Source organism: Paenibacillus sp. TC-CSREp1, from assembly GCF_050171015.1.
Lineage (GTDB): Bacteria > Bacillota > Bacilli > Paenibacillales > Paenibacillaceae > Paenibacillus > Paenibacillus silvae.
Map to the genome: position 1 here is coordinate 1 of NZ_JBNOKM010000013.1, position 23759 is coordinate 23759.

17 protein-coding genes and 2 pseudogenes are annotated in these 23759 nt (G+C 45.8%); 8 read left to right on the forward strand and 11 right to left on the reverse strand.

The window, feature by feature from the left end:
• The 6 genes and pseudogenes from ACQSGY_RS19900 to ACQSGY_RS19925 form a co-directional block, all read right to left on the reverse strand.
• Nucleotides 1–485, reverse strand: a pseudogene (locus ACQSGY_RS19900) (hypothetical protein); the annotation flags it as partial.
• 33 nt (nucleotides 486–518) lie between these two features.
• Nucleotides 519–881, reverse strand: a complete 363-nt coding sequence (locus tag ACQSGY_RS19905; RefSeq protein WP_216516980.1) for a hypothetical protein — start codon at nucleotides 879–881, stop codon at nucleotides 519–521.
• A gap of 364 nt (nucleotides 882–1245) precedes the next feature.
• The gene (locus ACQSGY_RS19910) at nucleotides 1246–2274 is read right to left on the reverse strand and encodes an NAD(P)/FAD-dependent oxidoreductase (RefSeq protein ID WP_427180146.1); all 1029 of its coding nucleotides are present in this window, start codon (nucleotides 2272–2274) and stop codon (nucleotides 1246–1248) included.
• Nucleotides 2275–3291 (reverse strand): ABC transporter substrate-binding protein, encoded by a 1017-nt coding sequence (locus tag ACQSGY_RS19915; protein WP_427180148.1) that lies wholly within the window; start codon nucleotides 3289–3291, stop codon nucleotides 2275–2277. It abuts the gene before it with no gap.
• Between the two features lie 101 nt (nucleotides 3292–3392).
• Entirely contained in the window at nucleotides 3393–5024 is a 1632-nt protein-coding gene (locus ACQSGY_RS19920) for a helix-turn-helix domain-containing protein (protein WP_427180150.1), read from the reverse strand.
• Nucleotides 5025–5088: 64 nt separating this feature from the next.
• Nucleotides 5089–5610: a DJ-1/PfpI family protein gene (locus ACQSGY_RS19925; RefSeq protein ID WP_427180151.1), complete on the reverse strand. Its 522-nt coding sequence runs from the start codon at nucleotides 5608–5610 to the stop codon at nucleotides 5089–5091.
• 565 nt (nucleotides 5611–6175) lie between these two features.
• On the opposite strand from ACQSGY_RS19925, the gene ACQSGY_RS19930 reads away from it, so the two are divergent.
• Both ACQSGY_RS19930 and ACQSGY_RS19935 read left to right on the forward strand, forming a co-directional pair.
• On the forward strand, nucleotides 6176–8104 hold the full coding sequence (locus ACQSGY_RS19930; protein ID WP_427180153.1) for a carbohydrate-binding protein: 1929 nt from the start codon (nucleotides 6176–6178) through the stop codon (nucleotides 8102–8104).
• Nucleotides 8105–8136: 32 nt separating this feature from the next.
• Complete coding sequence (locus ACQSGY_RS19935; protein ID WP_427180155.1) at nucleotides 8137–9702, forward strand: glycoside hydrolase family 43 protein; 1566 nt, start codon at nucleotides 8137–8139, stop codon at nucleotides 9700–9702.
• A gap of 88 nt (nucleotides 9703–9790) precedes the next feature.
• Here the strand turns inward: ACQSGY_RS19935 and ACQSGY_RS19940 are convergent, their stop codons facing one another.
• On the reverse strand, nucleotides 9791–10324 hold the full coding sequence (locus ACQSGY_RS19940; RefSeq protein WP_427180157.1) for an NAD(P)H-dependent oxidoreductase: 534 nt from the start codon (nucleotides 10322–10324) through the stop codon (nucleotides 9791–9793).
• Nucleotides 10325–10512: 188 nt separating this feature from the next.
• Here ACQSGY_RS19940 and ACQSGY_RS19945 point away from each other — a divergent pair, with 188 nt between their 5' ends.
• A complete protein-coding gene (locus tag ACQSGY_RS19945) occupies nucleotides 10513–10863 on the forward strand; it encodes a winged helix-turn-helix transcriptional regulator (protein WP_427180159.1) in 351 nt (116 codons plus the stop codon).
• 116 nt (nucleotides 10864–10979) lie between these two features.
• A complete protein-coding gene (locus ACQSGY_RS19950; protein ID WP_427180160.1) occupies nucleotides 10980–11699 on the forward strand; it encodes an SDR family NAD(P)-dependent oxidoreductase in 720 nt (239 codons plus the stop codon).
• Nucleotides 11700–11766: 67 nt separating this feature from the next.
• On the opposite strand, the gene ACQSGY_RS19955 is transcribed toward ACQSGY_RS19950, so the two are convergent.
• Complete coding sequence (locus tag ACQSGY_RS19955; protein WP_427180162.1) at nucleotides 11767–12801, reverse strand: hypothetical protein; 1035 nt, start codon at nucleotides 12799–12801, stop codon at nucleotides 11767–11769.
• A 214-nt stretch (nucleotides 12802–13015) separates the two neighbouring features.
• Between ACQSGY_RS19955 and ACQSGY_RS19960 the strand changes: the two genes are divergently transcribed.
• The 3 genes from ACQSGY_RS19960 to ACQSGY_RS19970 all read left to right on the forward strand — a co-directional run bounded on the left by ACQSGY_RS19960 (nucleotide 13016) and on the right by ACQSGY_RS19970 (nucleotide 16806).
• Nucleotides 13016–15088: a methyl-accepting chemotaxis protein gene (locus ACQSGY_RS19960; protein WP_427180164.1), complete on the forward strand. Its 2073-nt coding sequence runs from the start codon at nucleotides 13016–13018 to the stop codon at nucleotides 15086–15088.
• A 98-nt stretch (nucleotides 15089–15186) separates the two neighbouring features.
• Entirely contained in the window at nucleotides 15187–16359 is a 1173-nt protein-coding gene (locus ACQSGY_RS19965; protein ID WP_427180166.1) for an aminotransferase class I/II-fold pyridoxal phosphate-dependent enzyme, read from the forward strand.
• Between the two features lie 243 nt (nucleotides 16360–16602).
• Nucleotides 16603–16806 carry a hypothetical protein gene (locus ACQSGY_RS19970; RefSeq protein ID WP_427180168.1) on the forward strand — a complete coding sequence of 68 codons (204 nt, stop codon included), beginning with the start codon at nucleotides 16603–16605 and terminating at the stop codon, nucleotides 16804–16806.
• Nucleotides 16807–17159: 353 nt separating this feature from the next.
• On the opposite strand, the gene ACQSGY_RS19975 is transcribed toward ACQSGY_RS19970, so the two are convergent.
• The 3 genes from ACQSGY_RS19975 to ACQSGY_RS19985 form a co-directional block, all read right to left on the reverse strand.
• Nucleotides 17160–19028: an ABC transporter ATP-binding protein gene (locus tag ACQSGY_RS19975; RefSeq protein ID WP_427180170.1), complete on the reverse strand. Its 1869-nt coding sequence runs from the start codon at nucleotides 19026–19028 to the stop codon at nucleotides 17160–17162.
• Nucleotides 19025–20794 (reverse strand): ABC transporter ATP-binding protein, encoded by a 1770-nt coding sequence (locus tag ACQSGY_RS19980; RefSeq protein WP_427180172.1) that lies wholly within the window; start codon nucleotides 20792–20794, stop codon nucleotides 19025–19027. Before ACQSGY_RS19980 ends, ACQSGY_RS19975 begins: the two co-directional genes overlap by 4 nt.
• Before the next feature lie 76 nt (nucleotides 20795–20870).
• Nucleotides 20871–22718 (reverse strand): non-ribosomal peptide synthetase, encoded by a 1848-nt coding sequence (locus tag ACQSGY_RS19985; protein ID WP_427180174.1) that lies wholly within the window; start codon nucleotides 22716–22718, stop codon nucleotides 20871–20873.
• Between the two features lie 617 nt (nucleotides 22719–23335).
• Here ACQSGY_RS19985 and ACQSGY_RS19990 point away from each other — a divergent pair.
• Nucleotides 23336–23731 (forward strand): annotated as a pseudogene (locus tag ACQSGY_RS19990) (IS3 family transposase); the annotation flags it as partial.
• Nucleotides 23732–23759: the final 28 nt, after the last annotated feature.

A 23759-nucleotide genomic window follows, 5' to 3' on the forward strand; every position in this document is an offset into this window, starting at 1 on the left:
GTCGCTCCCGTCGGGCCTGTTGCACCGGCAACGCCTGTCGCTCCCGTCGGGCCTGTTGCACCGGCAACGCCTGTCGCACCAGCCGCACCTGTGGCTCCCGTAGCTCCAGTTGCTCCTGTTGTACCAAGAATTTCACCCAGCAATTCCGAAGAAACTAAACGATGAGCTGTCACCAGAGAGCCAGTGCTGCTCTTCCCCCACACAGATATTTGAACAGGATCATTAAACTGAGCTGTTGTAGTGAAGGTGAATTCAAAGGCATCTAAATCGGCAAAGTAATTGTTTGTTATTACTTGATTTGGTGCAATATTAAAAGTTTGACTGACATATTGAATCCTTGTTCCGCCATTCATATAATATCCTTGAATTAGTACAGTCGAGGCTGTAGCATCGCTTCGATTATCAATTCTAACCGTTACAGTTTGCGTCGGCCTTACACCACTAACAGCATTATTTTCAATTGGCCCTGTCGATAAAAAACTCATCGCCTTACTCCCTTCTTTGAAAAAAATTACCTTTTAAGAATTGGATATTGTTTTTTCGTGCTCCACTACCCGATGTGCATCTACCAATTCTCCTGACGCCTGTTTTCCCCATACTGAAATTCCGACATCTCCCACATTTGCCTCGCTTATTTCAAAAAGAAACTCAAAGGCATCTAAATCCGCAAAATAATTACGAGTCAATGCTTCATTAGGAGCAACACTAATCAGTTCACTCACATACAACGTTCTTGTTGTATCTAGCATATACCCCTGCACCGATACGATTACCGCATCTACAGCTGCTGCCCGACTCACAAATCTAATGGTTACCTGCTTTGTCGGTCTAACTCCGGAAACGGCAGTATTCTCAATCGGTCCAGTTGACAAAATTGTCAATTCCCCATCCCCCTTCTTCTGTGAACCTCTTACTACAGCAGCAATGCTCTACTCAAGACTTAATAATCATATTCCAGTACAGAAACAAAGGTTTGGGTAAAAACAGGGATAATTCGCCTTAATTACAACTTTTATTTGCAATTTCCACCTAAACGCCTCCATCCCGAATTAGAGCGTGTCTTGAAACCTACTAAGTGCTCTTTTACCGCCTTTTCGCCCCCTGCTGCTTCACTTTCCCTTGACGTGCCCGGCACGCATGCCGAAAACTTCCTTGATTAGAACGAAAATTCAGAAAAATTAAAAAGCTGGCGTCAGCATATCACCGACGTCAGCTTCCATAAATGAATTAAATCATCGCCTGTACTTATTGCGACTTGTTAAACGCTTTGTTTTTATCAAAAAAACGGGCATTGTGAGAGGAAACACCTGCCATATTCGGGGCAGAGGGGTCCAAATATGTTTTTGCACTGTTAACTGCAAGGACTGCGTCAGAAAAAGCGCCTGCGATCAGTCTGAATTTGCTTCCATAAGTAATAAAGTCACCTGCACCAAATATCCCGGGAATACTTGTCCGCATACGTGCATCAACCCTTACTCCATAATCATCCTGCTCTAATCCCCATTGCGCAAGTTGACCGAAATCACGATCATACCCATGGCATACAAAAATCTCGTCGATGTCTAGTTGCGTAATCTCTCCATTCTCTACCTGAGTAACCTCTACCCGCTCTATATGCTCTCCCGCCCCGTATAAACGAGAGAGAGAATAGGGTGTCATTACCCGAACCATCGCTTTCATCTGGGCAACAGGTAACTCATGTGCACTGAACTGATGTTGTCTGTGAATCACGGTCACTTCGGAAGCGATTGGAGTGATCTCATTCGCCCAATCGACGGCCGAGTTTCCTCCACCTGAGATTAGAACACGCTTTCCAGCGAATCTTGACAGATCAGTGATCGTGTAATGCAAATTGGTCAGTTCATATCGATTAGCGCCTTCAATATCAAGCTTCTGTACCTGAGTTATGCCTCTTCCCGCACATAATATGATTGTTCTTGTATAATGCAGCTCCCCTGTTTGAGTAGTGAGCACAAAAATCCCATCTTCACGCCGTTGCATCTGATCTACTTGTTGCCCGTAAACGATGGTTGGTTCAAAGGTTCGTGCCTGAACCTCCAGTGAATGAATCAGCTTCTCACAGCGAACTGGCTCAATTCCGCCAACATCCCAGATCAACTTCTCTGGGTAGGTTCGCATAAATCCACCCAGTTCCTGCTTGGCCTCAATGATTTTGGTTCGCATGGCTCTCATACCACTATAAAAAGCTGCGTACATGCCCGCCGGGCCCCCACCAACAATGGTGATATCATATATATCCGGTAGCTTCGTCATCTAAGGCACCAGCTTTTCTACCACATAATCCATTAACTTCACAGAGCCGATTGGACCGACACCTGATGTAAATTCACTTGTTTTTAACGGAAAGACATGATCATTCTTCACAGCTTCGAGATTTTTCCACAGCTTACTTTGCTTTAGATTTTCCATGGATTGCTTCGTATCATAACCTTTAAGCGTTCGATCCTCCAGAAATATATAATCCGGGTTCATCTCCGGCAGGAACTCCAACGAAAATGGATTGAACCATACAGTAGAGTCCTTGATCGCTTCCGGACTGTTCAAACCTAACGTGTTATAGAAAAATATGCTGCTATTTCCTCCCTTTGGCCCCATAAAACGATATCGATCATGCTCAACTCTGAGTACCAGTACCGTTTTATTCCCGAGAGCAGCAGCTATTTTTTCTCTGGCTTGTTTTGCTTTTTCATCAAATTCAGTTAATATACTTGCCGCTTTTTCAGACTTATCAAATATGGCAGCCAGCTTAGGCATGGCACGCGTCATTTCACTATTGGAATCTAGTGCCACAGTAGGAGCAATTTTGGACAACTCATCATACACGCTTTGTTCCATACCTTCACCTGCTGTAAGAAGCATATCTGGCGACAGGGCCAACAGCTGTTCATAATTCATTTGATATTGCTCAATTTCAATAATTTGAACGCCATGTTCCTTAAAATATGCTGGACGATATTCAGCCTCTACTTCCGGAGTATATAAAACGATCTGTGGTGTGATCCCCATCTCAATCAAATACTCGGCATAAATAGAGTTTAATACAACAAGATTTTTGGGATGTGCAGGGATCGTTACCTCCCCAAACTGATCATGCACCACTTTTGTCTCATCTGCTACGTTAACTGCTTTCTCTGCCCCCGTTGTCACTTCGGTCCCAGCTCCTGCTGTGCTTGCTACATCTGTTTCTTCAGTCGCCCCACCACTGCATGCAGCAAGCAGTAAGCCTGCAATCAGCAACAAAATACCTAACCCTTTAATTCTGACTTTCATGATTTGCTTCTCCCTCTCAAATTGATAATGATAATTATTATCAATTATACTATCAAATCAAAAGAGCCTCTTCCATAGCGAATCGTGCGTATCAATTTGGATTATTGTGCTTCCACAAGAGTGGTACTCGTCAGATGCTTGGTGATTTCATCGAGAACGATTCGATGTCCTGTAACACCATGACCATTCACCCACAAACATGTATCCACGTAATACACAGCATTGTTTTTCACTGCTCTCAGTTCGTTCCATTGCAGAGTTTCACTTAATTTACGCATACCTTCATCCGCATTCAAATGCTGCATTTTACGTATTTCGACAAACAGATAATCAGGGTCTGCTTCCCTTAGCAGCTCCAGTGAACAAGCATTAAACCAGGCATTTCCTTGTTGCAATGGTTGAGGCAGGGCAAGCCCGAGTTGTTCATACAGCAGCTTGGATATACCATGTGAGCGTCCTCCCAAATAACGATAACCGAATGCCTCTACCCTCAAGACCATGACCGTGCAGGAATTTTGAATTACGGGCTGCAGCTGTTGCCGTGCTTTCTCTATTTCCTGCTTCATGTGCAAACACAACTGTTGTGCCATCTCCTCACGTTGAAACCAGACAGCCAATTGATGAAGTACAGGTTCTACATCCTGTGCAAGTCCGGTCAGGACAGGCCCATCATTGCGAAGTTTATATTTGACCTCTTCCGCCCACAGGTTGCCAATTATAAGTTCGGGTTGCGCTTCTAACACAAGCTCCATGTCCGCTTCATACTGAGCAACCTCCAGCAGCTTAACTCCATGGTCAGCAAAAAAATCACGCTGATGCGAAGACAGTAATAACGGTGTTACGACAACGGCATAAGGAATAATTCCCAGATGAATCAGCGCTTCCGCATAAAGCGGAGAAAGGGATATAATTCGGCGTTGATATAACGTTTGCCGGTAGCTCTTTGGTGAGATACCAGTCAGTTGTTTGAAACGACGGCTGAAATAGTGCACATCCTCGAAGCCGGATTTTGCAGCAACATCCTGAACGGCTGCAGTGGTCAGCACCAACTCCTCCTGCGCACGATAAATACGGTAATGCGCCAGAAAATCCAACGGTGGCTTTCCGTAGCGTTCATTAAACTTTCGCGAATAATGCCACGGACTGATTCCGGCAACTTCCGCCAGCTGCTTGCGCGTCAACATCTGATCGTAATGCTCCTGCATATATGTAACGGTTCGCTGGAGGCCAACTTCTGGCGTAACCTCATCTTCTGGTAATTGTCCATAGAGGATATATAAAAGCTCATACAGCAAATGTTGCTTGGTTACCCAAGCCGATTCCCCTTCCTGCAAACCAATCCCGTTCAAATACTGAATAAGGCCGGCCAGTTTCCCGTCCGTCAGTTGCACCTTCTGATATGAATACGTATTCCCTGACGGGAGATGCCATCTGAATGGCTCTGCTTGTATATGTTCTTGCGGCACAGAAAAAATATCGAACTGAATATGGAATCCGGCCAGATCGAGATTTCCGACCTCCAAAACCTCCACTAAAGAGTTTTTTTCAAGTGCGATAAGTTCTCCATATGAAACCTGAATAGGTTGACCATTAATAGTCCAGCTTGCTTTTCCGTCGATGATTAACAAAAAGCTGTGATTGACCAGATGGTGTCGCTCACCATTGGACACCCATGCACTGCTTAATGCCCTTATTGATTTCCATTGAGCAATCCATTCCGTATTGTTAGACATCCTTTAATCCTTTCTGACATTTAAAACCTATCAAATCAAAATTAGTACATCTATCTGAATCAAGTTAAACATGCTCAAAATATTTGAAAAAACGGATCGTTTCTTCGTAATCCGCTTCATCCGAATAGATACCTCTCATTTGTCCCAGAGCTATAGCAAAATCCACGTATCCGTTTGCCTTCGCTGTGATCAGGTTGTCATGCACCTCATACGTAGCAGTGCGACTTGCATCATTACTCGTATACTTCTTCCCTTCCAAAAGGCCTGCCTGTTTAATCAAATCTACGCCAGAACATATTGCACCAATATATTTATGATCTGTGTTCAGCTTTTGCAAGAGTAAAACCAGTTTTTCATTTTGCCGAATTTCGCTGATATCCCCACCTGGAATAATGAAAGCTTCAATATCACCATCATTAACCTCATCAAGCGACTGCTCTGGAGTAACCATCAAGCCTTCATAAGACTTCACAGGATCAGAAGAAATACCAACAGTGATGATCTCTCCCTTGGTTTTCATCAGGTACATCGCAAGCATAACTTCAAAGCTCACATATCCATCGTAAATCAAGACATGTGTATTCATGTAAACCACCTGCTCTTATGTATCATTATTGTAAATCAGCTTAAAAGCTCCAACTAATTCAGATCATAACATATGAGAATGTAGCGATAAACCTCAGAAAACCCGCATGAACGTTCTCTTACCGTTTGTTCTACTTTGTTTTACATTTTTTGTTATAAAGTGATTGTATTCTTTTCAAAATGTGATATGATATCGTCAAAACAATAAACATTTTAAAGAAAATATGAAAAATAATTACATTAAAACCTCTTCCACTCTTCCGACACTCGTTTCTAAATCATTTTATTGAAAGCGATTACAAACAACAACCTGACGGATTATAGTTAAAAGTACCAACACTCCTGCATTTTGCTTTCATACCTTCGGGTTAAAGCTGTGCATCTGCATCTTATTGATGTTCTCACCTTGTGCAGGTCTTCAGCTTGAGCCATAGATCACATCTTGAGCACGAATCCAAACGCTTATTCAGAAAGGAGGCTTTGTTAAGAAAACCCTCTCCATCGTTGTAAGCGCTTCAATTCAACTTTTTAAGGTACCATCATCCTAATCCAATGGAGGCGAACGTATGATTCGTAAACGATTAGCTTTGCTGATGTCCCTCATACTGGTGTTTGTCATGATGCCTATGGAATCAAGCTATGCAGCCAATAATGCTGTTGCCAAAACACCTGTGAATGCTAACCCCCTGGTTGATCATAAGCTGGGAGCCGACCCTTATGTGCTGGTGCACAACAATCGGGTCTATGTTTATATGACGGGAGATACCTACTTGTACAACAACGATGGCTCTGTCAGAGAAAATAACTACGGCACCATCGGAAGAATCAGTGTGATCTCTTCAGCTGACATGGTGAACTGGACAGACCACGGTTACATTCCAGTAGCCGGCGCCAATAATGCCAATAACGGACAAGGCATCGCCCGTTGGGCAAGTCAATCCTGGGCTCCGGCGATTGCCAAAAAAACCGTTAACGGCAGAGAAAAGTTTTTCCTGTATTTTGCTAACTCGGGTGCAGGCATTGGTGTACTCTCGGCAGACTCCCCAATCGGTCCTTGGTCTGATCCAATCGGACGGGCACTCGTAACTCATGGAACACCCGGGATGTCAGGCGTAACCTGGCTCTTCGATCCGGCTGTACTGGTGGATGATGATGGCTCGGCATATTTGTATGCAGGGGGCGGCATTCCGAACGAGAGTAACGCGGCTTCCATCGCCAATCCCAAAACATCTCGGGTCATTCGTCTCGGTGCCGACATGACCAGTGTAGTGGGCAGTGCAACAACGATTGATGCACCATATATGTTTGAAGATTCCGGCATTCATAAATACAACGGCAAATACTACTATTCGTACTGCATCAATTTTGCAGGAAATCACCCGGCAGCCTACCCTAAAGGTGAAATCGGATATATGGTAAGTGACAGCCCAATGGGCCCTTTTACGTATAAAGGTCATTTCCTCAAAAATCCAGGCACCTTCTTCGGTGTTGGCGGCAACAACCATCATGCTGTGTTCCAGTTTAACAATCAATGGTATGTCGCATATCATGCACAAACGGTCAGCAAGGCTTTCCTCGGAGATGGCAAAGGCTACCGTTCCACACATATCAACAGGCTGACGCATAATGCAGATGGTACAATTCAGGAGGTACAAGGCAATATGACTGGTGTGCCGCAGACGGCTAACCTCAACCCATATGTGCGCGTGGAAGCTGAAACCATCGCCTGGCAAGCAGGCATTAATACACAGCCAAGTCAGGCAAGCGGCGGACCAACATCCAATCAGAACGTAACCAACATCCATAATGGCGATTGGGTTGCTGTAAGCAAAGTGGATTTTGGCTCAACAGGAGCTTCCAAATTCAAAGCGAACGTGGCTTCTACCGGCAATGGTAACATTGAGCTCCGACTTGGCAGTCCGACAGGCACCCTGATTGGTACACTTAACGTAACATCTACGGGCGGGGCACAGACCTGGCGTGAGTTGGAAACCAACGTTAACAATACGACCGGCATTCACAATCTGTATCTTGTGTTCACCGGTTCAGGTAGTGGAAATCTGTTCAATCTGGACTACTGGCAGTTCACCTCCGGTTCAGGGGGAAATCCAAATCCTAACCCAAACCCTTCTGTGACACGGATTGAAGCGGAAAATATGACTGTAGGCGGTCCATACGCAGGTGTAATCAGTTCTCCTTTTAACGGAGTTGCGCTGTATGCAAACGATGACTATGCAGCCTACAATCAATATTTTGCATATCCGACACATCAATTCTCTCTCAGAGGCGCTTCCAACAATAACAGTACAGCCCGTGTCGATCTGGTGATCGGCGGTGTAACGGCAGGTTCATTTTATTTTACTGGAACACAACCAACGGTGCAGACCCTTTCCAACATCACACATGCTACGGGGAATCAGGAAGTAAAGCTCGTTGTAACCACAGATAATGGAACCTGGGATGCTTACATTGATTATCTGGAATACTCTCTATAATTTGAGATCATGACATTCAGGGAGGCATCGTTATGTGGAAAAAAATCGGAGCGCTTCTGCTCACCATTCCCTTGCTGTTGACAGCATTGCCTCTAACTCATCAGCCCGCCTCTGCGGCGACCTTTAACAATCCGGTGCTATATGCAGACGTGCCTGACAGCGATGTCATTCGTGTAGGCAACGCCTTTTATATGACCAGCACCACCATGCATATGAATCCAGGCGTACCTGTCATGAAATCGTACGATCTGGTCAACTGGAGCATTGTAAACTACGTGTATGACACGCTTGGCAACGGCGATGTGCAGAATTTGAATAATGGTCAAAATGAATATGGACGCGGCTCCTGGGCGAGCAGCCTTCGCTACAACAACGGCACCTACTACGTAGCCTTCGGCTCCCTTTCCACGGGAAGGACCTATATCTACCAGACCAATAATATTGAGACCGGACCGTGGACGCCATATACCTTAAACAGCTATTATCATGATCCGTCCCTGCTTTTCGATGGAAACCGGACCTTTCTCGTGCACGGCAGTGACAACATTAGCATTGTGGAACTAACACAGGATGCCAAAGCCGTTAAATCTGGAGGTCTGAATCAGGTACTGATTCCGAATGCTAGCAATATCGCCGGCTCCAATATGATTGTAAAAGCAGAAGGGGCACATATTCAGAAGATTAATGGCATGTATTATGTATTTCTGATTGCCTGGCCTGCAGGTGATGGACGCATCCAGCTTGCTTATCGTGCAAATACGTTGACAGGCCCTTACACTGGAAAAGTTGTGTTGAGAGATTCCGGCATTGCTCAAGGCGGCATCGTAGATACTGCATCAGGAGCTTGGTACGGTATGCTGTTCCGTGATAGCGGAGCCATCGGACGCATTCCTTATCTGGTTCCAGTCACCTGGTCGGACAACTGGCCTGTATTCGGAGTTAATGGCAAAGTCCCGATGACCATGAACTTGCCAGTGGATGGCCAGCCAACGACCAAAATTTACGGCTCGGATGAATTCAATGCCGCTTCTGGCTCATCGGGTCTCTCAAAATTTTGGCAGTGGAATCACAACCCTGATGCCAGCAAATGGTCCTTGAGCCAGCGACCAGGCTTCCTGCGTATAACCACAGGCAAGCTCAGCAAAAACATTTTGGAAGCACGCAATACGCTGACACAACGTACCATTGGACCCAAAAGCACGGGCATTACCGCGCTGGAAACAGCGGGCATGAAGGATGGAGATTATGCGGGACTCGCTGCGTTCCAGGCCAAATACGGTTTTGTCGGTGTTAAGATGAACGGCAACAACAAATCCATCGTCATGGTTAATGCCAGCTCGGGCACGATGACTGAAGTCGCAAGTGTACCTTTGAATCAAAACAAGGTCTATTTGCGAGTCATATGTGATTTTACGAATCAAACAGATAAAGCCTATTTTGCCTACAGTCTGAATGGAACCAACTGGACCACCATTGGCAACACACTGCAAATGTCGTACACGCTGCCACACTTTATGGGCTATCGGTTCGCTTTGTTTAACTATGCGACCAAATCTACTGGAGGGTATGCGGACTTCGACTTTTTCCGTATAGAGTAGCCTTTAAGTTGAAATTACGCAGTACGTAATCACATCTGATGACCTGGACTTCACTTTCCGTGGAGCCAGGTCATTTTGGTTTTGGTTTTCATTTTCTGAACTGCCTGATATAACGAATATATTCTTTCGCACTTTGGTCAATTTCTTCATCGGTTGCCTGAAATGAGGCACCAAAGACAGCATAATTCGGCAAGGCCATAACGCCGACATGATTCATGCTCGCCTTGAATGGTGCAACCAGTTCCTCCACACTGAAGCCAACCGGCATTGTTTTTGCATAATTCCCCTCTTTGTCCCCAATAGATATTGCAAGCCCCATCCGCTTTCCGTGCAAACAGTCTCCCTTCGATCCGTATGCCCAGCCATGCGTGAAAACATCATCCAGCCATTTTTTAAGCAGCGGCGGGTAGCTGTACCAATAGAACGGAAATTGTAAAATGATATGCTCGTGTGCTTCCAGCAGTTTTTGCTCGCGAACAACATCGATGCTCCAGTCAGGATAGGTCCGATATAACTCGTGAATGTGCACCTCCTCTGCATGCTGCTCCAGCTCCTCTTTCCAGCGTTGATTCACCCTGGAAGCAGCTATATTCGGGTGTGCCAGAATAACTAAAGTTTTCATACGTTTGATCCATTCCTTTCTCCAGAAAAATAATAGCATGCTTGAATACGAACCATTATCCGCTGTGTCAGACCAAAAGAAAATACACACAATGAAGTAAGATGCTTACCTCAAAGTGTGTATGGACTTCTGTTTTGCATCCGTGAGACAATATATAGTTATAAACGAAATTGTACGAGGTGGTATCCATGAAGCAGTATCATTTGGGAATTGAAGCAACACTTGAAATCATCGGCGGCAAATGGAAGGCCCTGATCATCTGTATCCTGATGTCAGGTGTCAAAAGAACAGGTGAACTGGAACGCAGCATCCCTGGAATATCGCAAAAAGTGCTCATTCAGCAATTGCGTGAACTGGAACGTGATGGCCTTGTCGAAAGGCATGTCTACCAGCAGATGCCTCCGAAAGTAGAATATAGTCTTACTGAATACGGGGTGACAGCCAATACAATTGTCGATGTGATGTGTGCCTGGGGAAGAGAAAATATCGCGTTCAGACAGCAGCGGGGAGAAGAGATTGTACTGTTATCTGAAACATGAAACATACCTCATTCAACCTTCATGTTCCATACTACGCCTTTATAGTAAAATTTATGGTGATACCATATTAATAATATGGTGTTGATACAAATGGTAACATAAGGGGGATTTCAAAAATGAAAAATTATATTGTGTTTGGGGCCAGTAAAGGACTGGGTGATGCATTTGTCAGAGGATTGCCACAGGCTGGTGATAAAGTATGGGTTGTATCTCGCAGCAGGCCGGAAAGCCTGAAGCTGGACGATGGTGTACAGCGGATATGGATTCAGGCGGATCTCTCCGAGCTCCAGGCCGCCCAGCACATTGCAGAGCAGCTGCGCGGCGAAACGCTGGATGTTCTTATTTATAACGTGGGCATCTGGGAAAAGGAAGGTTTCGAGGAGCATTATACCTTCGATGAGGATGAACCTGCCGATATTCAACAGCTGATTCATGTCAACGTAACGTCCACCATTGTATGTATTCAGGCACTGCTGCCTCAACTGCGGCTGTCAGCGGCAGGCAAAATCATTGTTATTGGCTCAACCGCCGGTCTAAGCAATGCGGGCAGCACGCAGGTTTCTTTTGTCGCCTCCAAGTTTGCATTACGGGGTATCACAGAAGCTTTACGCGAACATACCAGGAAGGACCGCATTGCGGTAACATGCATTAACCCGGGCGAGCTGGCGGCAGAGATTCCGTACGAAGCAGGTGCAGAACGTGCATTGTCCGAGTACGGCGGGACACGCATCCCTCTTCAAGACATCGTGTCCATCGTACAGTGTGTTGTCAGCCTGTCCAACGCAGCCTGTGTCAAGGAGATTAACGTGCCTGCGCTTACCGATCTGAACACATAGGGCAGAAAGCGGAATCAATGCTGCGCCTTCAATCTAAATCTGATGGCTATTCCCTTCACATTATTCTCTATGTCAAGTATCGGGATATATGCTCGATCGCCATGGACTGTACTCGATCTTGTTCCGGAATATGCTCATACAGAATATGCGACTTTCCTTGCTGTATGAGCTGTTCACGCATAGCAGCAATGCGCCCTTTATTAAAATCGATGAAGCGAAAATCGATCTGGCGCAGCCGCTCTAGCTCTGACAGCCGGGCGAATGATTCTGCTTTGAGTGCAGTATTGATCTCCTTCAGTTCCAGCACTTCAAGAGCTGTGGCCGTCCACAAATACTCCAGATCCCGAAGCGATTTCATATAATTCAGCTCGAGCTGGCTGAGCCGGGGCATTTGCGAGAAATCACATAATTGCTCCAGCTTGGACAATGATAAATGCAGGAATTCCAGTCCATGCATACGTTTCAGCCCATGGATACTTGTCAGCTTCCGCACGGAGCTGAGCTTGAGTATACGGATGGATGACGGTGCCAGTATATCCAGTTCGCTTCTCAACTCACAGTTATCAAGAGACAAATATTGAAGCGTCGGCAGCACTGCTAATGTGTCAAGACAATCGACCGGGCAGTTCAGGATGAGCGTCTCCAGAGACTTACATTTCTCAATGGAGGTCTGGCTTACAAATTTTCCATGCAGCTCAAGATACGTTAACTGTGTAAAATGTTCAATAAAACTCAAATCTGTGGCCTTGGCAGGGGAGTTTATGATTAGAAAAAGCATCTGACTCATTGCACCTAAAATAGTAAAATCCTGCTTCTGGGAAACATGCAGCTGTAGAGCAGACACATGTTTCAGCTGCGCCAAGCGTCCGAGGAAACTTGATTCGTACTTTGCTTTGACATCTGCATTAGAGATGTGAAGAATGAGATCGGGTCTGGCTGAGAAAACCTTCGCATCCAATTGGACCAGATCCTCAACCGTATCCACACCGACGCGAAAATGAACCGTCGCCCTGCGCCGCAAATGCTGAACGGCCTGATTCATCTTCTCTTCATTCCAGGGCATTCCTTGCATTGAAGCATGCCAAATCTGGGTCATCTTCATCTTTCTTCCTCCTGTCTCCACCGATATCGAAATCATACTCCATCACTTCATTCCATTATAAACGAATTCCATTAAAGGAACGATCCTCCAAATCACATCAAAATTGAATTAAAATATTTTTCATTCGACAAAAATATACACAAATCTATATTATATGCCGACATATAACTCAGGAGTTTAGAGCTTCTTAATTAAACATCTGGGGAGATGGAACATGTTAAACATTTTAAAAAAACGGGGAAAAGCCGGGGCACGCAAAGCCAGTATGGCCAATACGTTGTCCATTGTATTGTTGGTGATCATTGTCGTTGTATTCGCTGTACTTGGAACATTTGTGTTCACGAGTACAAAACACATCATGGTTCAGCAGCAAGAATCCATGCTCCAGACCAAAACACAAGCCATTGTCAGTGAATTTGATGCACTGTTTAAAGAAAAAGGCGCACTCGTCAAACAAATGTCAACGAACAAATTATTCAGGCAATACATAGAAACAACCAATTCAGCGGCTGAAGCATCCACGTCCACTTATGCTGAGGAAACAAAGGAAACACTTGCCGCTATCGTGGAGGCTGAGCCTTCGTTTGCCGATGCATGGGTTGCCGGGCTCAATGGAAAAGGCTTCTGGATTCAAAATGACGGCGTTGTATCTGCACCTGACTTTGATATTCAGGCACGTCCATACTTTCAGCCGCTGAAAGAAGCCGATGGACTCTACTATTCTGACCCGTATATAGATGTTGCCGCGGGCAGTGTGCTTATGGGCATTTTCTATCCAATCAAGGATGAGAACAACAATATGATCGGTTTTGCAGCAGCCGATATTGCATTTAAAGATATTCCGAACATTATGAAAAGTTATTCTTTGGGCAGCACAGGTTATTCCATTTTGCTCTCCAAGAGCGGAGAAATTCTGTACCATCCGGATGAGAGCAAGGTGCTAAAAGAAAATATCCTGAAGAGTCAAGGCGATATGGCTGAAGTAGGTAAGAAAATGATTGCTGGAGAATCCGGCATAACCTTGATAAATGACAATGGGGAAAACCGCTACATCGGTTATGCAACCAGCAAAGACACCGGATGGTCTGTAGGCTTGACCATCTCCGAGAAAGAGGTTTTGGAGGAACTCAGCAAGTTCACCACCTTGACTCTGGCGGGATTCATTGTAGCCACCTTGTTGCTTGTAATTATTAGTAATATTACCCTTCGCGGTCAGTTGCGCACGATTCCGCAGCTGCTGGGCAAGATCAAACAGATCGAGCAAGGAGATCTCACGGTCAAATTGGATATCAAGTCCAAAAACGAGATTGGACAGATCGCCGAGGGACTGAACTCCATGGTGCATAAAATTCAGAGTATGCTGCAGATCGTGGGCAATTCAGCACAAGTTCTCAATCAATCCTCCAATGACCTGCAATCCATATCTTCAAGAACTGCAGTGACGATGAATGATACATCCACCGCGATTAACGAGATTGCCAATGCAACCAACTATCAATCCATTGAAACCGAAAATATTTTACGCAAAACAGGCTCATTGTCGAACCAGATTGATGAAATTGCTGCAGATGCACAGGCTATGGGAGCTATGGTACAGACCTCTGCCGATCAGAGCGGTCATGGCCTTGCCGTCGTAGAGCAATTATCCAGATGGTCCGATGAGAACCATACCTCAACTCAGGCTGTATCCTCCATTATTCAGGAGATTGATCAGAGCCGGAACGAAATATCCAGCTTTGTCGATACGGTGAAACAAATTGCCTCACAAACCAATCTGCTCGCCCTTAATGCCTCCATTGAGGCTGCACGTGCCGGAGAGCATGGCAGAGGATTCGCTGTTGTGGCAGAAGAGGTTCGCAAGCTGGCTGAACAGACTGCACTGGCTACAGAGGAAATTAACAAAAAGGTCAATGTGATCGAGGAGAAAACCTCTCTATCTGTTGAACATACCATGCGTGGTCTGAACATTGCTGAAGAGAACGCAAGGTCCGTGGAGAATACCAAGCAGGTGTTCTACACCATCAACAAGGATCTGAAGGAGCTGCAGCTCCGCATGCAACAGATTACAAACAGTACAGCCAGTGTGCATCAGCACAAGGACGAAATATTCCAGGCTCTGGAGGTGATCTCCTCGACCACCGAAGAGAACTCTGCTTCAACCGAGGAGGTCAGTGCAAGTACACAGGAACAGCTCGATAGCATTCAACAGGTGGCTGATCTGTCCAATGAGTTGAATCAGCTGTCTGCCAAGCTTCAGGACGAATTAAGTCACTTCAAGGTCAAATAAGCTGATTAGCTCTCTGCTCTTCTCTTCTCTTTTGTGCGTTATGCATTTATTATTAATAAATATGCGTACGAAGAGCATTGGAGGCTGATGGAATCAACATGAAATTTGCAAAAAGAATGAATCACTTTAGTGAAGGCATCTTCACCAAGCTGCTGGACATCAAGCGTCGCCGGCTGGAACAGGGACAGCCCGTCATTGATCTTAGCGTCGGGACACCCAACATTCCACCGGCACCGCATATTATGAACGAACTCTGTGAGGCAGCGGCCGATCCGGCTAATTATATTTACGCAGTCAACGACCAAAGTGAGCTGCTGCAGGCCGCAAGTGACTGGTATAAAGAGCGGTATTACGTTGAACTGGACCCGCAGACAGAAATTTGCTCACTGCTCGGCTCCCAGGAGGGGCTTGCACATATCTCCCTCTCGATCGTGGATGAAGGTGATCTTGTACTCGTTCCTGATCCGTGTTATCCGGTGTTCGCAGATGGTCCTCTTCTGGCGGGGGCAGAGCTCTACTACATGCCACAAAAAGAAGAACACAACTACGTTATTCAGCTGCATGAAATCCCCGAGGCTGTCGCAGAGCGAGCCAAATTCATGCTGGTATCGTATCCGAACAACCCGACTACAGCGATGGCCCCAGACTCCTTTTATGAAGAGTTGATTGCCTTTGCCAAGAAATACAGCATTATCGTGCTGCACGACAATGCTTACAGCGAGCTTGTATTTGACGGCAAAACATGTGGCAGCTTCCTGGCTTACCCGGGTGCCATGGATGTGGGGATCGAGTTCAATTCCTTGTCCAAAACCTATGGACTGGCTGGCGCACGAATCGGTTTTTGTCTAGGCAACGCTAACGTTGTCTCGATGCTGAAAAAGCTGAAATCCAATATGGATTACGGTATGTTTATTCCAATTCAGCGGGCGGCTATTGCTGCTATTACAGGTGACCAAACGGATGTAGGACGGGTAAGAGCCATCTATGAGGAACGGCGTGATATGCTGTGTGAGGGCTTTGCTAAATTGGGCTGGCTTATTCACAAACCGGAAGCCACCATGTTTATCTGGACCCGCATTCCTGCGCATTACGATACTTCGGAGCAATTCGCGACGGATCTTGTTACCAAAGCAGGTGTCATTGTTACGCCAGGCAGTGCCTTTGGCCCGTCAGGTGAAGGCTATGTCAGACTGGCTCTCGTTCAGGATATCGAGCAGCTGCAGCAAGCCCTTGACGCTGTAAGAGACAGTGGTATCCTGATGGCTGATTAAGTTCAACTGATAAGCTGTACCCTATAGAGTAGACACTTTGAAAAAGTCTCTCTATGGGGTATTTTTGTTATACATCTACTATGAACTAAACAAGGACGGAGAAAGATGAATGAGTAAAAAAAACTTTTACAGCATATGAAGTGGAGCAACTGGCTAGAAATATGTGTAGTCCGTACATACCAAAGGATCGCGTATACGGATTAGTATAAACAACTCTTTAGTACATCGAATAACCAGGGGAAAATGCCGAAGGGAATTTTTGAGACGTTTGGATTCAAAGTTCATACTCTGGCCATGACCCGGGTCAAAGCCGCAGCTAAACGTTGGAAATCAAGTTACAACAAGCAAGGAGTTTCAGGCTTACAAGATACACAAAGTCAGCATTTTAGCAAACCCCTGAAGCGAGAGTTAACTTTGGCCAGAGAAGAACGCGAAACTGGAAGCTAAGTCTTAAATGGGTAATATTTGAAAAAAATCCTTGCCCAGAATATCCTATTTAAAATTATTCCTATTTTAGCCATGAGAAAATCCCCTCCAGTAGGCAAGATTAAGTTAAGTCCATCTTAACAGACGTCTTTTTTTCTCTTGTCTACTAAAAGGGAATAATACTAATATGCGACTTTTTCAATTGATGTGACAATCCCACGAATAACTTCATTGTCTAACGAATTGAATAAGGTCATTACTCGATTAGCTACATTTCCTGTACGTTTAGGATCGGCTTGCTATGCCTCTCACCTGTTGGTTCCTTTTGTTAAGTTAGGCTGTCTCGGAATGATGCCCGATCTCCATTAATATTGTTATCTTGCAAGTTGCTTGCCAGTGTAATCCTCCTCTGTATGGGCAAATAAGGCGTTATAGATTCCCTCAAGTTGCAGTAGTTCCGCATGTGTGCCGTCTTCTACAATTTGCCCCTTCTTCATCGCGATGACTCTGCTCGCGTATTGGACTGCAGATGCTCTATGCGTGACCGCGATCACCGTAATGTCAGGCATAGCCTGCAGAATAGATTTCAATACTTGTGCCTCTGTGAGTGTATCGAGTGCAGAAGTTGCCTCGTCTAATAGTAGTAACTTTGGACGTCTGATTAGTGCACGTGCTAGTGTAATCCGTTGTCGTTGCCCGCCGGATAGCGTTTCTCCCCGCTCCCCTACCAGTGCATCATAACCTCCATCCAGTTTCGTGATAAAGGAATGAGCACCCGCAGCTTTGGCCGCCCAGATGATATCTTCCTCACTCGCCTCTTCCAGTCCCAGCTGAATATTTTCTTTCAATGTCCCGGTAAAAAGATAGGGCGTTTGCGGAACATAACTCAGCTTTTGAAGCTTTTCCGTTACATCTGGATGAGCATTCAATTGGGTATCAAGTATCATCGCCCCACCAGTCGTAGGAGAAATCAAGCCGCTACATAACCTAAGCATTGTTGACTTACCGGCTCCGCTCGGACCTACAATGGCAATGAACTCTCCTCTATTCACTGTCAGATTCACTCCGTCGAGTAGAACGTTTTTCTCCTCCTCATTTAGTTCTAACGATACTGTGGCTTCCTTCAATACAACGAGAGGCTTCCCGCTTTCCTTCTCCACTTCATCTGAACTAACTGTTTCCTGCTGCAGTATGTTGATTGATTCCTCTGTCTCTTGGCTGTCCTTCTGCTCAGGTTGCCCCTGTCCCTTTTGCCTGCGTTCCTCCGAAGGTTTGAACAGAGAAAAAATACGCTCCGCAGCGCCGAGTCCCTGTTGCAGGTTTCCCCAAGTGTTAATGACACTAAGCAACGGATTTTGTACACGGCTGATTAGTACGAGAAACGCTAGTACCTGACCGGCTGTCAGCGATCCCTGAATCGCTGTATAAGCTGTGAAATAAACACATAAGATCATCACAAGTTGGTTGGTAAGGTACACGGTTTGGTTCATTGAAGTTCGTTGTAACATATTAGAAACATGCAGACGATTCTGTTCTTGCCGCTTCTCTTCATACTTGGCCAGCAAGGACGACTCCATCTGAAAAATACGCACAATATGAAGCCCTTGCAACATTTCTTGAAGAAACCCCCGAATCTCGGCGTCCTTTTGCTGAAGTCGGTTTCCATATGTCCGTAGCTTACGATCAAACCATCTACCAATCGCAAAGACGATCGGGGCGGATAAAACAACTAATAGCGCCAGCTTCCAGTTCATCGTAGCTAGATAAGCAAAAGCAACCGCAAACAGCGCAACATTGTAAGTAAGCTCGTACACAATGTTAGCGACCATCCCATTGGACTGCTGGACATCTCGGGTCGTGCGGGAGACCAAATCGCCCGAATGAAACCGGATTAAGGATGAATATGGAAGTGATACGATCTGCCGGAATACATCCGTCGAGAAATCCCGTTGCATCCACGATTGAACAGAGTTACGCAGGTAAAATTGAAGCATGAAGAACAAGATAATTCCAATGCCCGCAGCAAAACTTGCTCCCGTCAGAAACAACAACTTATCCAGATCTCGTCGCCCAGCGGCATCAATGAACAGTTGTTGTACCCACGCATAGCCTACATCGTAAACAATATCTGCCGAGAGCAACAACACGGAAAAGATAAAAGCGATTTTATACGGCTTGGCATATTTCATAATTGTAAAAAACGACGAGACCGCCTTTGGCTCCGTTTGCCTTTCTGTACTCAAACTGCTCTCCCCTTCCGCTCAAGGTTGCCTCTTTCGTAGAGCTCGCGATAATAGGTGCTGCTTTGCATCAGTTCATCATGAGTCCCTTCACTTACGACTTGACCTTGATGCATGCAGAGAATACGATCCGCCCCCTTAATTGTAGACAAGCGGTGGGCAACAATAACTACCGTCTTCCCTTGGGCAGCCTGCTGGATTGATTCCTGAATCATGCGTTCATTTTCACTGTCAAGAGCAGAGGTCGGCTCATCCAGTATTAAAAGGGACGGGTCCTTGATGAGCGCCCGCGCGATGGAAATGCGCTGCCGCTCGCCTCCAGACAAGGTGGCTCCACGCTCTCCAATAACTGTCTCGTAGCCACCTGACAATTTGCTTATCCAATCATGAAGGTTGACCGCCTTTGCCGCTTGCTTGACTTCCTCATGACTCGCATCAGGCATCCCTAATCGGATATTTTCCCCAATCGTCCCTGTGAAAAGATATGGTTCTTGGGAGACATAGGAAAGTGATCCGCGCCAGTTTCTCAAGTCTATCTCATCCAGATTATGATCACCTACCCAAATTTGTCCTTTATCAGGCAGATGAACACCCAGTAAAAGACTGGTGAGTGTGGATTTGCCTGATCCGCTTTCCCCGACAATCGCGGTTACTTGGCCCCGAGCAATCGTGAAACTGACGTCATTTAGTGCAGCCTCAGCTCCTTCTGCATAACGGAACGAAACGTTCTCGAACCGGATATCACTCTTCAGGTTTGATCCTGGATTCATCCCTGTAGCCTCCGCCTCCTTTTCGCTGGGCAGATCCATTACCTCAAAGGTTCTTGATGCGCTGGAAATTGCCACCTGTAGTTGAGGCCAGAGTGAGGACAGATTGGAGATCGGGCCGGACAGACGTTCGAACACTACCAAAAACGCCGCAAGTGCTCCAACATCCAGCCTACCTTGCACAATCAAGTAGCCACCGTATCCGAGAATGTACATCAAACCGAGTATATATACAAATATATTCACCCGGTAAAATACAGCTTCCAGTGCCAGTGCTTTTAAATGATATATAAGGTAGTGGTCCCACTTTTTTCGTAGTAGTGCAGTCATTTTCTCCTGTACGGAGAAGCTCTTGATCACTTCAATTCCTTGTATACTGTCCATTAGAAAGCTGTCCTGCTGTGCCCTCGCTTCCTGCCGCTTCGTATACGTGTCGCGCATTTTTCGGGCCAGCGGATTGGCGAAAAGTGGAATAACGAGAGTAATGATCAGACTACCCATCGCTAGGCCGACATGAACGATAGATAGATAAGCCAGCAAAAAGACAAGCTGCATACAGTTGCGAAATAGGTCCATCGTCTTGTTATTGATAGCCGCCTGTGCCTCAGGCGCAGCATCATGGATACGGGAGAGTAGGTCGCCACTATGATAGTTGTTAAGCTCCTTCTGCCGGATCTTCATTGTTTGATTCAGTAGCCTGGCTTGATAATGCAAGGTAGAGCGATTTTGCAGTTTGGTATTAACATATCCGTTTAAAAAGTTGCCTCCAGCTTCCGCCAGCGCCAGAACACCCAATAGCAAGCAGGCTACGGTCATCGCGGACAACTGCTGATCAATAATCGTATTCACAATCCGACGCATCAACTCAGCATAGGCAGGCGTCATTAGTGATAACACAACAGACAGTAGTACGATGCCCAGATACCAAGGCCAGTAGGATCTAGATGAGCGTAGTAATCTGGTTAGTGTAGCTGACACTCCCGGTTTGTGACTTTTTTTCAAGCGACTTTGCCCCCTACAATGCAAGATAAAGGTGGAAGACGGCACTAGCAAACCATGGCCGCCCTCCACAATGTGTTTATCCGTGAGCGATTTCTCTGTGGCTCAAATAATGTGCCATCTCACGAATAGTATGAAAGCGAAATACGATCAAATCCTCTGGGTCAAGGTCATGTTGCTCCATCTCAACCTCCAAGAGGACAGCCTGAATAGAAGTTCCACCTAACTCGAAAAAGTTGTCTGTGACTCCAATCGGCGATACACCCAGAACCTGTTGCCAGATGAGGACGAGCGTTTTCTCCAGCTCGCTCTCAGGTGCCTCATAGCTCGCTCTGTCTTCTACCGGTAGGCTAAGCTGAATGAGCTTGCTTTTATCAGTCTTCCCGTTAGCGTTGAGTGGGATCGACTCGATAAATAGGATCTGATCCGGTATCATGTAATCGGGCAACGAGAAGGAGAGCAACATCCTCACCATCATTACATCTGGCTCCATATCAGATACGATGAAGCCGATTAGCCGCTCTTCTTTCGCCAGCACGACTGCTTCTCTTACAAATTCAATCTCGCACAAGCAAGCCTCTATCTCGGCGGGCTCAATGCGATACCCCCGAACCTTCACTTGTTCATCGATCCGTCCCAGATACTCTATATCCCCATTAGGCAGCCAGCGTCCCAAATCACCTGTACGGTATAAGCGTTCTTGCGGGTTGTAAGGATGGGGGATGAACCTCTCTTCCGTCAGTTCCTTGCTACCAACATAGCCCTTAGCCAAGGCTACTCCCCCAATATACAGTTCTCCCTTCACGCCGACAGGCTGGAGCTTGCCATCACTTAGCACCCATAGGGTAGTGTTATCAATCGGTTTACCAATTGGCACTGACACAGAAGTTATATGCTCGGGACATTCATATGCTGTCACATCAATTGTGGCCTCGGTCGGGCCGTACAAATTGATTAGTTTTGTTGCTTGAATATTCAGCAGAGAATAGAAGCTTTCGACATGACTCGGTTTTAGCGGCTCCCCGCTAGCAAACACGTACCGAAGTGAGCGCAGGCGAGCCGCAGCATTGTGGACATCAACATAGCTTAGAAAAGCTCCCAACATCGACGGCACATAATGAACAACCGTTACCTCATGACGCTCAACTGCCTCAATGATTGCCTTTGGCTCCCGTTCACGTCCGGGCTCCAGCATGATTACACGTGCTCCATACATTATGCCCCACAGTAGTTCCCAGAGCGAGACGTCGAAGGTAAACGGTGTCTTCTGTAGCAACACATCACCCGGACCAATCGGATACGCCCGTTGCATCCATTGCAGCCTATTGAGTAGTGAGCCGTGTCCGATCTGTACTCCCTTCGGCTTACCGCTTGTTCCCGAAGTGTACAGTAGATAGCAGGCATCATCCGGCCCAAGTGGCACCTGTTCATCGTACTCGCCCACATGTGGCGTAAAACTCTCTAACTGCTCTAGAAGCAGGATGTTCGCAGCATGATCAATACTCATGCTGAAGCTCTCTTTCGTGACAACGTAGCTGCAACCACTGTCGAGTAGCATGTACTCGATTCGTTTTTTAGGGTATGTTGGATCAATTGGAAGATAGACAGCACCGGCCTTCAATATCCCCAGTAACCCCACTAGCATATCCGTCGAACGCTCGACCATCAGTCCGACAATATCCCCTTTACGAATGCCATTTGCGCGTAGCCAGATGGACATATGATCAGCCCGTGTAAGTAGCTCCGCATAAGTCAGCAGCCCCGTATTAGATTCGGCATTTGAAGCAAGTACTGCAACCTGTTCCCCAGACATCCAGGCCTGATCTTCAAAGCGACTCACTACCGTATCCCGCTCATGAAGCGGCTGTTTCGTTGCATTAAACTCTTCTATGATTTCATATCTCTCCGCCTCTGACAGCATCTCCATATCTTTTAGTTTTAGTTAAGGCTAGCACACCTTTCCAACAACGTTAACCTGAGAGATTATATGTCTTTAGAGGTCGGAGCCAATGATCAAAGAGAGTTGAATGGGTCTGAAAGGAGGAGTCGCTAAGAAAAGATAAAGTTTCCTAAGTAATTTAGACGGCCAACTAGTCAACAGGAAACTATGACTTAGCGATAAGATCGGGTTAGGAATAGTTCACTTCCATTTTGCGGCAAAACTGGTCGTGAAATGAGATTAAGAAGAGAACGGAGTTTCTACGACATGGCAAAGGTCCTGACTTGCACCAGTTCCATGGACTTCCACACCCAAGAGAGTAGCCGGTTAAATACAGAGTAAGTGATTACCAGCCAGAAGTAATATGTGAAGCGACAAGGGTACCTGAAGTGGATTGTTGGTGTCATGTAGGCTTTCTTTCATACACGTTACAAGGGAGTTTGGTTAAATTGAAGAGTATCGCCCTCATTACAAACCTGAATATGATCTGATTCATAAATTATCGTATTACTTTGTTGTAACATTCATGGACAGCTTAGAGAAGCCCAGCTTGAAAATTATGAAGTAGACAATGCTATGTCTGCCGTCTGGGTCGACATACATATGAAATTGTAGCCTACTATGTGTCGGAGCGAATGACCATGGATCTGACAACAAATACATTACTTCACTTTCAGAAAATCGCAGATTCAAGAAGAGGAAAGGCGCCTTCATTCAGATCAAGGAACCCGCTACACCCATCCTGTTTTCAGAAAAAAGTAATATGCATGGGCCTTGGACAATCCATGTCCAGACGTGGGAACTGTTAGGAAAATATATTGGAGGAGTCGTTCTTTGGTCATTTTGAAGACGAAACCTCATTAAAAAGCTGTGTCATACTAGACGCAGTTAAACGAGAAATTAAATCCTATATGACCTACTACAATCACTATAGATGCCAGCGGAACCTAAAAAGGATGACCCCTGTACAGTACAGAGATCATCTTCTTAAAGTAGTATAGTACTCTTTAGAAATATCCTTTACATAGG